This window comes from Roseateles sp. (assembly GCF_031397715.1).
Taxonomy (GTDB): Bacteria; Pseudomonadota; Gammaproteobacteria; order Burkholderiales; family Burkholderiaceae_C; genus Paucibacter_A.
In genome coordinates this window covers 1-12,425 of the sequence record NZ_JANNMI010000050.1, presented here as the reverse complement: position 1 = coordinate 12,425, position 12,425 = coordinate 1, and the positions used below count along the sequence as shown (strand labels likewise).

General features: G+C 61.4%; 10 protein-coding genes, 1 pseudogene and 1 riboswitch. Of the genes and pseudogenes, 6 read left to right on the top strand and 5 right to left on the bottom strand.

Annotated features, from left to right (window positions below; genetic code table 11):
* The 3 genes and pseudogenes from RMO57_RS02405 to RMO57_RS02395 form a co-directional block, all read right to left on the bottom strand.
* Positions 1 to 240: pseudogene (locus RMO57_RS02405) on the bottom strand (transcriptional regulator NrdR); the annotation flags it as partial.
* A gap of 94 nt (positions 241 to 334) precedes the next feature.
* Positions 335 to 1,582: a serine hydroxymethyltransferase gene (glyA, locus tag RMO57_RS02400; protein ID WP_310383857.1), complete on the bottom strand. Its 1,248-nt coding sequence runs from the start codon at positions 1,580 to 1,582 to the stop codon at positions 335 to 337.
* 60 nt (positions 1,583 to 1,642) lie between these two features.
* Positions 1,643 to 1,805, bottom strand: a riboswitch (ZMP/ZTP riboswitch).
* 66 nt (positions 1,806 to 1,871) lie between these two features.
* Positions 1,872 to 2,729: a lytic transglycosylase domain-containing protein gene (locus tag RMO57_RS02395; RefSeq protein ID WP_310383855.1), complete on the bottom strand. Its 858-nt coding sequence runs from the start codon at positions 2,727 to 2,729 to the stop codon at positions 1,872 to 1,874.
* 262 nt (positions 2,730 to 2,991) lie between these two features.
* Here RMO57_RS02395 and RMO57_RS02390 point away from each other — a divergent pair, with 262 nt between their 5' ends.
* The gene (locus RMO57_RS02390) at positions 2,992 to 4,569 is read left to right on the top strand and encodes a UbiD family decarboxylase (RefSeq protein WP_310383858.1); all 1,578 of its coding nucleotides are present in this window, start codon (positions 2,992 to 2,994) and stop codon (positions 4,567 to 4,569) included.
* 234 nt (positions 4,570 to 4,803) lie between these two features.
* Positions 4,804 to 6,249 (top strand): exodeoxyribonuclease I, encoded by a 1,446-nt coding sequence (sbcB, locus tag RMO57_RS02385; RefSeq protein ID WP_310383853.1) that lies wholly within the window; start codon positions 4,804 to 4,806, stop codon positions 6,247 to 6,249.
* A 24-nt stretch (positions 6,250 to 6,273) separates the two neighbouring features.
* On the opposite strand, the gene RMO57_RS02380 is transcribed toward sbcB, so the two are convergent.
* Complete coding sequence (locus RMO57_RS02380; protein WP_310383851.1) at positions 6,274 to 6,474, bottom strand: hypothetical protein; 201 nt, start codon at positions 6,472 to 6,474, stop codon at positions 6,274 to 6,276.
* A gap of 203 nt (positions 6,475 to 6,677) precedes the next feature.
* Between RMO57_RS02380 and RMO57_RS02375 the strand changes: the two genes are divergently transcribed.
* Together RMO57_RS02375 and RMO57_RS02370 are read left to right on the top strand one after the other, a co-directional pair.
* Positions 6,678 to 7,625, top strand: a complete 948-nt coding sequence (locus tag RMO57_RS02375; protein WP_310383849.1) for a sensor domain-containing diguanylate cyclase — start codon at positions 6,678 to 6,680, stop codon at positions 7,623 to 7,625.
* Between the two features lie 188 nt (positions 7,626 to 7,813).
* On the top strand, positions 7,814 to 8,113 hold the full coding sequence (locus RMO57_RS02370; protein WP_310383848.1) for a flagellar basal body rod protein: 300 nt from the start codon (positions 7,814 to 7,816) through the stop codon (positions 8,111 to 8,113).
* A 63-nt stretch (positions 8,114 to 8,176) separates the two neighbouring features.
* On the opposite strand, the gene RMO57_RS02365 is transcribed toward RMO57_RS02370, so the two are convergent.
* Complete coding sequence (locus tag RMO57_RS02365) at positions 8,177 to 10,093, bottom strand: bifunctional 2',3'-cyclic-nucleotide 2'-phosphodiesterase/3'-nucleotidase (RefSeq protein WP_310383846.1); 1,917 nt, start codon at positions 10,091 to 10,093, stop codon at positions 8,177 to 8,179.
* A gap of 217 nt (positions 10,094 to 10,310) precedes the next feature.
* Here RMO57_RS02365 and RMO57_RS02360 point away from each other — a divergent pair, with 217 nt between their 5' ends.
* Both RMO57_RS02360 and RMO57_RS02355 read left to right on the top strand, forming a co-directional pair.
* The gene (locus tag RMO57_RS02360; protein WP_310383844.1) at positions 10,311 to 11,576 is read left to right on the top strand and encodes a 3-methyl-2-oxobutanoate dehydrogenase (2-methylpropanoyl-transferring) subunit alpha; all 1,266 of its coding nucleotides are present in this window, start codon (positions 10,311 to 10,313) and stop codon (positions 11,574 to 11,576) included.
* Positions 11,573 to 12,425: alpha-ketoacid dehydrogenase subunit beta (locus tag RMO57_RS02355; protein ID WP_310383842.1), on the top strand; the 853-nt coding region annotated here is incomplete at its 3' end. The genes RMO57_RS02360 and RMO57_RS02355, both read left to right, overlap by 4 nt.

Sequence of the window (12,425 nt, the reverse complement as noted above, 5' to 3'; positions counted from 1 at the left end):
GCTCACCGGCCGTTTGCGCAACGCCAGATTCATCGACGCCAGTAATTTGGCGCGCTCGAATTCGTTGCGTCGCCCGTCTTTCTTGACGATCGCCGGGAAGTTGACATCCGGACGTTCATAGGTCGTAAAGCGCTTCTCGCAAGACCCACATTGACGGCGTCGGCGAATGAAGTCTCCATCCTCGGCGACCCGGGTTTCGACCACCTGGGTCTCGGAGTGGCTGCAAAACGGGCATTTCATGGTGTCGAGCGCGGCGCCGGGCCGCCCCAAGCAAGCGAGCGCCCCCGTGGGGGGCAGCGAGGACACGAAGTGCCGAGCGTGGGGGCTGACATTTTCAACGGTACACAGGGAACCGGCTGGTGAGCGCATGGACCTTGGCCCGCACGGCTTCAATATTGGCCGCGTTGCGCGGCTGGTCCAGCACATCGGCGATCAAATTTGCCGTCAGCCGGGCCTCCTCGTCCTTGAAGCCGCGCGTGGTCATCGCGGGCGTGCCGATGCGTACCCCGCTGGTGACCATGGGTTTCTCGGGATCGTTCGGAATCGCGTTTTTGTTGATCGTCATGTGGGCGCTGCCAAGCACGCTTTCTGCCTCTTTACCGGTAATGCCCTTGGCGCGCAGGTCCACCAGCATCAGGTGGCTTTCGGTGCGACCGCTGACTATGCGCAGGCCGCGCCCGGTCAGGGTCTGGGCGACGATTTGCGCGTTCTTCAGCACTTGCGCCTGGTAAGTCTTGAATTCGGGTAAGAGCGCTTCCTTGAATGCCACCGCTTTGGCGGCGATGACGTGCATCAGGGGGCCACCCTGCAGGCCTGGGAAGATGGCGCTATTGATGGCCTTCTCGTGCTCGGCTTTCATCAGAATGATGCCGCCGCGCGGGCCGCGCAGGCTCTTGTGGGTGGTCGAGGTCACCACGTCGGCGTGCGGCACCGGACTGGGATACAGGCCGGCGGCGATCAAGCCGGCGTAGTGGGCCATGTCGACCATGAAGATGGCGCCCACGTCCCGGGCGACTTTGGCAAAACGCTCAAAATCGATCGCCAGTGAGTAGGCCGAGGCGCCGGCAATGATCAGCTTAGGCTTATGTTCACGTGCGGTGCGCTCCATCGCTTCGTAGTCGATGGCTTCGTTGGCGTCGAGGCCGTAGCTGACGACCTTGAACCATTTGCCGCTCATATTCAGCGGCATGCCGTGGGTCAGATGACCGCCTTCGGACAAGCTCATGCCCATGATGGTGTCACCCGGCTGCAGCAAGGCGAAGAACACGCCTTGGTTGGCTTGTGAGCCCGAGTTCGGCTGCACATTGGCGTTCTCGGCGCCAAACAATTGCTTGATACGGTCAATCGCCAATTGCTCGACGACATCAACATATTCGCAGCCGCCGTAATATCGCTTGCCGGGGTAGCCTTCGGCGTACTTGTTGGTCAGCTGACTGCCTTGCGCTTGCATCACGGCGGGCGAGGTGTAGTTTTCCGAGGCGATCAGCTCGATATGGTCTTCTTGGCGCTGGTTCTCATTTTGAACGGCGGCCCACAATTCGGGGTCGACAAGTGCGAGGGTGGAAGTGCTGCGGTCAAACATAGATGGTTGCAAGGCTCAAAATGTGGAGCCCGATTCGCTTTTTGGTGAGATCTAGCGAGACCAGGCTGCCCAGGCGAACGGCTGAAAGTAGCTTCAGTAGACCAAAGCTGTCCGCGTTTCCAGGTGGTCCACCACCTCGGGCTGCCCTCTATTCAGGAATATTTGGCGTGGAGCCAAACACCGTTACAGCTTGCAGCCTTGATCGCCAGTCGCGCGGCACCCGGAGTGTAGCGGTTGAGGCTAGGCGGCCGGTGAATGGCCGCCGAGGCAGCCGTTTCGATAGAGGCAATCAGCGGGCCAGTGCAACGCGCTCGTCCACAATCGGTGTTTCGATACCGGCAGGCAATTCTTTCGCTGGCGCGAGGTCCCTGAGCGGCTTGTCAACGGGTTTGCGGCCGGCAGCCACCGCCTTCATTTGCTCGTGCATGGCAATAACGCGCTGAGCGTAGCCACCGTCATCCGGCAGGTTTGCCGCGCCGACATAATGCTTCAAGCCCTCGTCGACGCTGCCGCCGCGTTGGATGCTTTCCTTCAGCACTTGCACGCCAACCCGCAGATTTGTAATCGGATCAAAGGCGGCAAGATTGCCTCCGAAGGCCTTGTACTTGTCGTTGTGTACGCTGGTCAGAACCTGCATCAACCCCTGCGCGCCTACCGAGCTCTGTGCAAAGGGGTTGAAGCTGGATTCGATCGCCATGATGGCCAAGATCAATGTTGGCTCGACTTGCGCACGCTGCCCCACGGACCAAGCTTCTTGCACCAAGCGGCTGATCGGCTCGGGTGCGACCTTGTACTTGCCGGCCAGCCAATGAGCAATCGCGGCCTGTTGCCGCGGCAATTCCTTGGGATCCGAGGCCGTTGCACGGTTCACCGCATCTGGTTCACTGCTGTTGAAAAGGGTATTGCCTTCGGCCAATGCGCGAGCTTCTTCCCGGTCATGCAGCCAGCCCAAGGCATGGCCTTCCAAGCGTTGTTGCAGATCGACCTGGCTGGCGAAAGTGAAAACAATCGCAACGACCGCCAAGCCAACCAAGGCCAGGGTGTTGTGGCTTACAACCAGCAACCCTTGCCCGATGTCGCGAGCAAACAAGGACATGGCGGCACCGGTACTGCGTGCCCGGGACAAAATTTCTTGACGCGCTGTCATGCGACTCCTTTGTTCTCAGCCACTTGCGATCTCGGCACTGGCGCGCCGGGAATTGCTTGCGGAAGTGATAATGGACCGGCTTAGATGACCGGTTAGCAGTGAAACTGCTCTTGTCATCGGACCACCGTCCATCGGCAGCGGGACGTCTTCGCCTTACCCAGGCAAAAACGCGGGTTTACCCTGAATTCACGGGATTTGCGGATTCTAAGGTCCAAAGATAACCCGTCAAGCCTAAAAATCGATTTTCATATTACAAATGGTTATAAAGTACCGCGATTTGCGTGAGTTCATTCACGCTTTGGAGGCCATCGGCCAGCTGCGTCGTATTGCTGACCCGGTCTCTCCAATTTTGGAAATGACGGCCTTGAGCGATCGCGTGTTACGTGCCGGCGGCCCCGCTTTATTGTTTGAGAATCCAGTCGGACATCAATCGGCGGTGTTGACAAACCTGTTCGGTACGACCGAGCGTGTAGCGTTAGGCATGGGCGCTCAGAGTCTGCAGGATTTGCGCAATGTGGGCCATGTGCTGGCCAATCTGAAAGAACCTGAGCCGCCGAAAGGGTTCAAGGACACGCATCGTTTGCTGCAAATGCTCAAATCACTGTGGGACATGAAGCCAGCAGTGGTCCGTAAAGCAGCCTGCCAGCAAGAGGTCTTTGAGGCGGGGGACGTCAATTTGAAGGCCTTGCCGATTCAAACCTGCTGGCCGGGCGACATCGGCCCGTTGATCACCTGGGGACTGGTGGTCACGCGAGGGCCGCAGAACATCGCGCAGCCAAGAACTCGACAGAATTTAGGCATCTATCGCCAGCAATTGATTGGGCGCAATCAACTGATCATGCGTTGGTTGGCTCACCGTGGCGGCGCTTTGGACTTTCGGGACTTTGCGTTGCGCAACCCGGGGCAGCCCTTTCCGCTCGTGGTGGCCTTGGGTGCCGACCCTGCGACGATTTTGGGCGCCGTCACGCCCGTGCCGGACTCCTTGTCTGAATATCAGTTCGCGGGCCTCCTGCGCGGATCGCGTACCGAGTTAGTGAACAGCGGAGCGGGTCAGGACGGAGTCATGCTGCAAGTACCCGCCAGCGCAGAAATCGTCTTGGAGGGCTGTATCCCGGTGGCTCCCAAGGGCTTCAGCGGCTTCAGCGCGGACGGCGTGCGATTGATGGAGAAGGGCGGCTATCTGCATGCGCTGGAGGGGCCGTTTGGTGATCACACTGGTTACTACAACGAGCAGGATTGGTTTCCGGTCTTTGAAGTGCGCCGCATGACGCAGCGCACCGACCCGATCTACCATTCGACGTACACCGGCAAGCCGCCCGACGAGCCAGCTATTTTGGGTGTGGCCTTGAATGAGGTGTTTGTGCCGATTCTGCAAAAGCAGTTCAGCGAGATCGTCGATTTCTATTTGCCGCCCGAGGGATGCAGCTACCGAATGGCTGTGATTTCGATCAAAAAGGCCTATCCCGGTCATGCCAAACGGCTGATGTTTGGCCTGTGGAGCTATCTGCGCCAGTTCATGTACACCAAGTTCATCGTGGTGGTCGACGACGACATCAATATTCGCGACTGGAAGGAAGTGGTCTGGGCGATCACGACCCGGATGGATCCGGTCCGCGACACCACCTTGGTTGACAGCACACCAATCGACTATCTGGACTTTGCCTCCCCGATCAGCGGCCTGGGCGGCAAGATGGGTCTGGACGCGACCAACAAATGGCCCGGCGAGTCTGCGCGTGAATGGGGCGTGCCGATCACCATGTCGGCCCAGGTACAAAAGCGCGCCGACCTTTTGTTCGGGCAACTGTTCGAAACACCAGTCTCGGGTTTATCCGGGGATTGAATGCGGCCGAGCTAGCGCCTAAAGTTCAATTGCCTGTTCCAGGCACAACCTCTGGCGCAATCATTGCGCGCCAGGAGCCCTTCGGCAAATAGCCTTAGAGCCCCAACGGTGGTGTCAACCACCCACCCTCCGCCGCTTTCGGGCTCCGGAGGGTTTCTCGTTTGGGGCCTCGAAAACCTGTGGCTGCCGACTCTCGCGTCGAACACAAACAAGCGATACGTTAACCTCACTCCCATGACCGACATCACCTTCTTCTGGCATGACTACGAAACCTTCGGCCGCATCCCTCGGCGTGACCGACCGGCGCAGTTCGCGGGCCTGCGCACCGACGCCGATTTGAACGAAATCGGCGAGCCAGTGATGCTCTACTGCCAACCGGCACCCGACTTCCTGCCTGACCCCGAGGCTTGCCTTTTGACCGGCATCCTGCCGCAGACTTGTCTTGAAAAGGGTGTGCTCGAGCATCAGTTTGCCGATGCGATAGAAACCGCTTTGGCCGAAGCCCGCACGGTGGGGGTCGGCTACAACTCGATCCGCTTTGACGATGAAGTGACGCGTCACTTGTTTTGGCGCAATTTGATCGACCCGTACGCCCGTGAATGGCAGCACGAATGCGGCCGTTGGGACCTCTTAGATGTGTTGCGCTGCGCCTACGCGCTGCGGCCCGACGGTATCGAATGGCCAAAGCATGAAGACGGTCGCCCGTCCTTCAAGCTTGAGCATCTGAGTGCCGCCAATGGCTTGGCGCACGCCGCCGCACATGATGCGCTCAGCGATGTCCGCGCCACCATCGCCTTGGCCCGGCTGCTCAAAAAGGCACAGCCGAAATTGTTCGAGTTCTGCCTGCGGCTGCGCAGGAAGGACGCTGTCTGGGCCGAAATCGGCGTGGGGCGGCCCTTTCTACATATCTCCGGCATGTACGGTCCCGAGCGCGGCTGCATCGCCTTGGTCTGGCCTCTAGCGCCGCATCCGAGCAACAAGAACGAGCTGATTGTTTGGGATTTGGCCAGTGATCCTAGCGAGCTGTTGACGTTGAGCGCAGCAGATATCCGCGGCCGCCTATTCGTTAAGCAAGAGGACCTGCCCGAGGGGCACACGCGCCTGCCCATCAAGACCATTCATGTCAACAAATCACCGGTCGTCATTGCCAACTTGAAGACCTTGTCGCCGTTGATGGCCGAGCGATGGGGTTTGAACATGGCGCAGGGCATGGCTCATGCGCAGCTGCTGATGGATAAAAAGGGTCGCGCCTTGGATGGGCTTTGGGGCGCCGTGTTCAAACGTGAAAATCCCCGTGTGGCGCCGGATGTGGACGAAGACCTCTACGGCGGATTCATCGGCCCGGATGACCGGCGCGCCTTGCAGCGTTTGCGCTCGCTAACGCCCGAGCAGCTGACCCAAGCTGCCGGCGAGGGCAAGCTCAACTTTGCCGACCCGCGTTTGGAGGAGTTGGTGTTCAGATTCAGGGCGCGCAACTGGCCAAGCAGTTTGAGCCCGGCCGAGCAAGAGCGCTGGACCACCCATTGTGTAGCTCGCTTGCACGAGGGTGAGGGTGGTGCGCAGACCCTGGCCGCGCATTTCGAGCAAATCGACCAGCTCAGTGAGGCGGCCGACGAGCGCGGCCTGGAAATACTCGGTGCCTTGTATGACTATGCCGAGCAGATCGCGCCGGCAGTTTGATGGCCTGCCTGAGCTCGGCGGCGCCTAGCGGTGGCTTGTTTGTACGACGCCGGTTGATGGCGATTCCTGCGCGGGCGCCCCTGGGCCGGCGAGGAGACTGAGCAGACCAATTGTGGCGCCGATCGCAACACCGATGAGCGCCCCGGTCGACAGCGCCTTGATCATCAAACGGCTGAACGGCGGCGTGCGGCGGAATTTTCGGTGGTGATAGTCTTGTGGGTCCATGGCTTTCAACTGTTTAGGGCCGTCTCAGCGAACCGATTCTGGCTTGACTCTGGTTTCAGTCGCCTATCTTCGCCAGAGTAGATTCCCCAAGATCCAATCTAAAAGGCCTTGATTCGGTGGCTTGATCGGGTTTTCTGCGTGGCCTTGATGCCTTACACCTGCGATAGTCATGATGCGGTGATACACCGACAAAGGAGATGTAGATGCATGAAGCAACAAAGCCAGGGGGTGTAGCGGACGGCGCGCCGGACCTGATCGCGGCGCGGATGCGGGCCTTGATGGTCCGCGCGCCGATGGCGGTGGGGTTCGTCAAGGACGGCGCCTTCGTCCTGGTGAGCGAGCATTTCAATCACCTGTTCGGTCATGGCGATGATACTGATTTGATCGGCCGGCCAACCCGGATGGTCCATGTGTCGGACGCCGCGCTGACTTCGGTGCAAGACCGCATGGCGGCTGCCTTCGTCAGTGGCCGGCCGCTGGATGATGAGTTTGAGTACGTGCGCCGCGATGGCAGCCGCTTTTGGGGCCGCCTGCAGGCCACGCCGGTGCAATGGGATGCGCCGACGGGTGAGTCGCTGTGGCTGTTGGACGATGTGACGGTGGCGCGCCAGATGCGCATGCAGCCGACCTGGACGGCCAAGCATGACGCGCTGACCGAGTTGGCGAACCGGCGCGAGTTCGAGCGGCGCCTGGCCGAGCATGTCGGCAGCCGCCGGCATGAGCCGGTGTCGGTGCTGTGGGTCGATGTCGATCATTTCTCGGAAGTCATCGCCGGCATGGGAGTTGAAGTGGGGGATCATTTCCTTTACGGCTTGGGCCAGTTGTTGATCACCAAAGTGCGGGCGTCTGACTTGGTAGCCCGGCTTGAGAATGACTGCTTCGCCGTCTTGCTGCCGAACTGCGATCAGCATTACGCCGAAATCGTGGCCGAGAAGATGCGCTCCGGCATCGCCGGCTTCCGCCTGCGCTGGGGCCTGCACCGCACCAGGGTCAAGGCGTGTGTGGGCGTGGTGCAGTTGCAAGCGACGCTGGAGAGCGTCGACGCCGTCATCGGTGCGGCCGTGCTCGCTTGTGCCGAGGCCAAGGCGGCCGGCGGCGACAGTGTGCGTGTGTTCATTTCTGCCGGCGGGTTTGAGGAACTGGCCGGCTAGGCTTGCAAGGCTCGCTTAGCTGATCAGCCCACCCTGGCCGGGTGGGCTTTTTTTTCGTCGGTAGGCCGGTTCGCGGGCATGGTGTGAAGAAATGACGAGAAATATCCCTTCTTTTCTAAAGTTCCGGCGCGGGCTGCCGATGAGTCAAACAGAATCCAGGCATTCGGCCCGCAGTACGGAGTTTCGCCATGTCCATCGGTCTATCCACCGCCATGTCCGGCATCTCCGTGGCCAATGAGCGCTTGCGCGCGTCGGCCCAAAATATTGCCAATACCCAGACCACCGACTTTCGCCGTCAGCAGGTCGAAGCGCAGACCTTGCAATCCGGCGGCGTCAAAGGCCAGTTGCGCCAAGTCAATTCGGTTGGCCATGCGCTGGAGGCGGATTTGACGACCCAAAAGTCGGCCACCTATGCGTTTGTGGCCAATTTGCGCGTGTTGCAGACTCAGTTGGATGCCTCCGGCACCTTGCTCGATATTCACGCTTGAATGGGTAGCGCCGAGCGGTGAACACAGGAATCCATCAGCTCGCCGGCCATCGGGCCACACGTTTCAGGGGCTGAGCTCAAACAACGCGGACCCGTTGCCGCGAGTTTCGACCAGCTTGACCCGGGGCAGGTTGGGCAAATGCGCAACGCCGCCCGCACCGGCAACAAAACGCAGCTTGACCCCCGGCACCGGACGGATACGCCAGTTGCCATCGGCAGCCGGGCTGAAGTGCCCCGCTTGGCTCAAGAACTGCCCCAGCGCCTGGCGCGTCTCATCGGGCGCATCGACCACAACCTTTGTGCCGTTCAGGCCGGGGAAGTTGCCGCCGCCATTGGCCCGGTAGCTGTTGGTGACGACCAAGAACTGCGCCGTCTCGTCCAGCGGCTTGCCCTGGTACTGCAAATTGACGATGCGCTGTTCATTCGACGCGCTGCGCCGCCCGTCTGCGTCGTAGCGGGCGGCGCGGGTGACGTCAATTTCGTAGCTGACCCCTTTGATCACATCGAAGTTGTAGGAGCAGAAGTCGGCGTTCAGCAAGTCTTGCTCGGCCGAGCCTTGCGGGTCGATACGGCGGAACTGGCCGGCCGACATTTCCAGCCATTCGCGCAACTCGGCGCCGCTGAGCTTGAGCGCCTTGATGGTGTTGGGGTAGACGTACAGATCGGCCACATGCTTGGCCAAGATGGGGCCGGCCGGGATGTCGGTGTAATTGCTCCAGCCTTGGCGTCCGCCTGACTTGAACGGTGCCGCGGCCGACAGCAGTGGCAAGTGCTCCAGCTCGGTGCCCTGCACAGCGCGGCGTACATAGGCCAGCTGTGCCTGTGCCACCAGCTGCACCGAGGGGTCATCTTGCACCTGTGCAAAGTAGCTGTGGATGGCGGCCGAGCTGCTGGCGACCTGGGAGCGCATGGTTTTGAGCGTCTCGGCATGCTCGGCCGCGATCACATGGGCGACCATCGGGTCGGCCGCCACCAAGGCCAGCTGCTTGTCGCGCTGGTAGATGGGGCGCAGCTCGGAGCGGCTGTTGCTGACCTGCCAGCGGCCTTGGGCGTTCTTGTTGAGGCTCAGGTCGATCAGGCCCAGATGGTCACCCCAGCGCCCCGGCATCACCGCCGGCACGCCGTGAATGCGGCCTCTCTGCAGGTCAACACCGGGGTAGTCGGCGAACTGCGGCCCCGGGAATTCGCTGTGGGCATGGCCCAAGAACAGGGCATCCAGGCCGGGCAGCCGCGCCAGCTCGGCGGCCTTGTTCTCGGCGAGATGGGCTTGGGCGGACTTCTCAATGCCGGTGTGGGCGATCACCACAATCAAATCCGCGCGCTTGGCCCGCAGCTGCAGAATCAGCTCGCGCGCCACCTCCACCATATCGCGCACGCTGACCTGGCCGGCCAGATGGGGCGCGTCCCATTGCATGATCTGCGGCGGCGTCAGACCAATCACGCCGATTTTCAAGCGCTGCGGCCGGCCGGCCTCGTCCTTGAAGCTGCGCTCCAACAGCACATAGGGCGTGAACGCAGGGCGCTCTGCCTGTCCCTTGACTGAGGGCAACATCACATTGGCATTCACATAAGGGAAGTTTGCCCCGGCGATGGCCCGGCGCAAGAACGGCAAGCCATAGTTGAACTCGTGATTACCCAGGTTGGCGGCGTCCACGCGCAGTAAGTTCAAGACCTTGTACGCCGGGTGAGTCGCGCCCTTGGCGCTGGCGGGGCCGCGCGCCATCACGTCGCCGAGCGGATTGCCCTGCAGCAAATCGCCGTTGTCGAACAGCAGATTGTTGGGCGCCTCGTCACGAGCGGCATTGATCAGGCTGATGGTTTTGGCCAGGCCATATTCGTCGGTGCTGCGGTCCTGGTAATAGTCATAGTTCAGCAAATTCATGTGCAAATCGCTGGTCTGCATGAGGCGCAGCTTCAGCTCGGCCGCCTGGGCACCAAGACTGCTGATGAAGACAAGAACGAAGAGAAAGGGTCGCAACATGGCAAGAAGTTTGGTGGTTGAGTCCCTAGGGTAACTTCTAGATACGAATTCGGCCTTTCACTGCGGAACAGGCGCGGCGATCCGCTACGCTAGACCCCAAGCCGCCGGCAACCCCGGTGGCTGACCCGTGAGGCCGATACAGCAACACCGCTGAGCCTACCCGTCACGGACTTCCTTGGCAGCTTGAGCGCGAGATCCGCGCAGGAGTGAGACAGCGATGACAACCGATGCGCCCATCGACGGCGAGCGCCTGCGCTTGCATGTACCGGAGCCGTCCGGACGGCCCGGCTGCCATACCGATTTTTCCTACCTGCACCTCTCGCCCGCCGGCGCGGTGCGCAAGCCGGCCGTCGATGTCGCCGCCGTCGACACCACCGATCTGGCTTACAGCCTGATTCGGGTGCTGGATGAGTCGGGCGCCGCCATCGGCCCCTGGGCGCCCGGGCTCAGCCCTGACCAAATGCGCCAAGGTCTGCGCAGCATGCTCAAGACCCGCGTCTTCGATGGCCGCATGCTGATTGCGCAGCGCCAGAAAAAACTGTCGTTCTATATGCAAAGCCTGGGCGAAGAGGCGATAGGCAGTGCGCACGCGATGGCGCTGAATGACGGCGATATGTGCTTCCCGACCTACCGCCAGCAAAGCCTCTTGATGGCGCGCGCCGATGTGCCCTTGGTCGAGATGATTTGTCAGCTGCTGTCGAACGAGCGCGACCCGCTCAAGGGCCGGCAATTGCCGGTGATGTACTCGATCAAACGCGCCGGGTTCTTCAGCATCAGCGGCAATCTGGCGACCCAATTCATCCAGGCCGTCGGTTGGGCGATGGCCTCGGCCATCAAGGGTGACACCCGCATCGCCTCGGGCTGGATCGGCGACGGCGCCACCGCCGAGGCCGACTTTCACACCGCCTTGACCTTTGCCCATGTCTACCGCGCGCCGGTGATCCTCAATGTGGTCAATAACCAGTGGGCGATTTCGACCTTTCAGGCGATTGCCGGCGGCGAGGGCACGACCTTCGCGGCCCGCGGCGCCGGCTGCGGCATCGCCTCGCTGCGGGTCGACGGCAATGACTTTCTGGCCGTCTATGCGGTCTCCAAATGGGCGGCCGAGCGGGCCCGGCGCAATCTGGGCCCGACCCTGATCGAATGGGTGACCTACCGCGCCGGCCCTCATTCCACGTCAGACGACCCGAGCAAATACCGGCCCGCCGACGAGTGGCAGCGCTTCCCGTTGGGCGATCCCGTAGAGCGCCTGAAGGCCCATCTGATCGCCTTGGGCGAATGGTCGGACGAGCTGCATCTGGCGGCGCAAAAAGAGCTGGAGGCCGAGATCATCAAGGCCCAAAAAGAAGCCGAGGCCTTCGGCACCCTGGCCGACGGCCATATCCCCAGCATCGCCTCGATGTTCGAGGATGTTTACAAGGACATGCCGGCGCATCTGCGGCAGCAGATGAATGAAGCGCGCCGCTTTGGAGGCAGAGAATGACCGAGTCAGAAAAAAGAGTCCCCATGACCATGATCCAGGCGCTGCGCTCGGCCATGGACGTGATGCTGGAACGCGACCCCGACGTGGTGGTGTTCGGCCAAGACGTGGGCTATTTCGGCGGCGTGTTTCGCTGCACCGACGGACTGCAAAAAAAATACGGTGACCAGCGCGTCTTCGATGCGCCGATTTCCGAAGGCGGCATCGTCGGCGTGGCTGTCGGCATGGGCGCTTATGGCCTGCGGCCGGTGGCCGAGATCCAGTTCGCCGACTATTTCTACCCGGCCTCGGACCAGATCGTCTCCGAAGCGGCGCGGCTGCGCTACCGCTCGGCGGGAGACTTCACCGCGCCGTTGACCCTGCGCATGCCTTGCGGCGGCGGCATCTATGGCGGCCAGACCCATAGCCAAAGCCCCGAGGCGCTGTTCACCCATGTCTGCGGCCTGCGCACCCTGATGCCGACCAACCCCTATGACGCCAAAGGCCTCTTGATCGCCGCCATCGAATGCGACGACCCGGTCATCTTCCTGGAGCCCAAGCGGCTCTATAACGGCCCCTTTGATGGTCATCACGACCGACCATCGACGCCCTGGTCCAGCCACCCGCTGGGCCTGGTGCCGGAAGGCTATTACAGCCTGCCGCTCGACCAAGCGACGCTGTTCCGCCAGGGGCGAGACCTGACGGTGATCACCTACGGCACCATGGTGTTTGTGGCCGAGGCCGCGGCCAGGGAAACCGGCATCGACGCCGAGATCATCGATCTGCGCAGCATCTGGCCGCTCGACTTGGGCGCCATCGTCGCCTCGGTCAAGAAGACCGGCCGCTGCGTGGTGCTGCATGAGGCCACGCGCA

What these genes read in the sequence shown, in the direction of transcription:
- glyA (WP_310383857.1), bottom strand. Translation starts at nt 1,582, where the DNA reads ATGTTTGACCGCAGCACTTCCACCCTCGCACTTGTCGACCCCGAATTG.
- RMO57_RS02395 (WP_310383855.1), bottom strand. Translation starts at nt 2,729, where the DNA reads ATGACAGCGCGTCAAGAAATTTTGTCCCGGGCACGCAGTACCGGTGCC.
- sbcB (WP_310383853.1), top strand. Translation starts at nt 4,804, where the DNA reads ATGACCGACATCACCTTCTTCTGGCATGACTACGAAACCTTCGGCCGC.
- RMO57_RS02380 (WP_310383851.1), bottom strand. Translation starts at nt 6,474, where the DNA reads ATGGACCCACAAGACTATCACCACCGAAAATTCCGCCGCACGCCGCCG.
- RMO57_RS02375 (WP_310383849.1), top strand. Translation starts at nt 6,678, where the DNA reads ATGCATGAAGCAACAAAGCCAGGGGGTGTAGCGGACGGCGCGCCGGAC.
- RMO57_RS02370 (WP_310383848.1), top strand. Translation starts at nt 7,814, where the DNA reads ATGTCCATCGGTCTATCCACCGCCATGTCCGGCATCTCCGTGGCCAAT.
- RMO57_RS02365 (WP_310383846.1), bottom strand. Translation starts at nt 10,093, where the DNA reads ATGTTGCGACCCTTTCTCTTCGTTCTTGTCTTCATCAGCAGTCTTGGT.
- RMO57_RS02360 (WP_310383844.1), top strand. Translation starts at nt 10,311, where the DNA reads ATGACAACCGATGCGCCCATCGACGGCGAGCGCCTGCGCTTGCATGTA.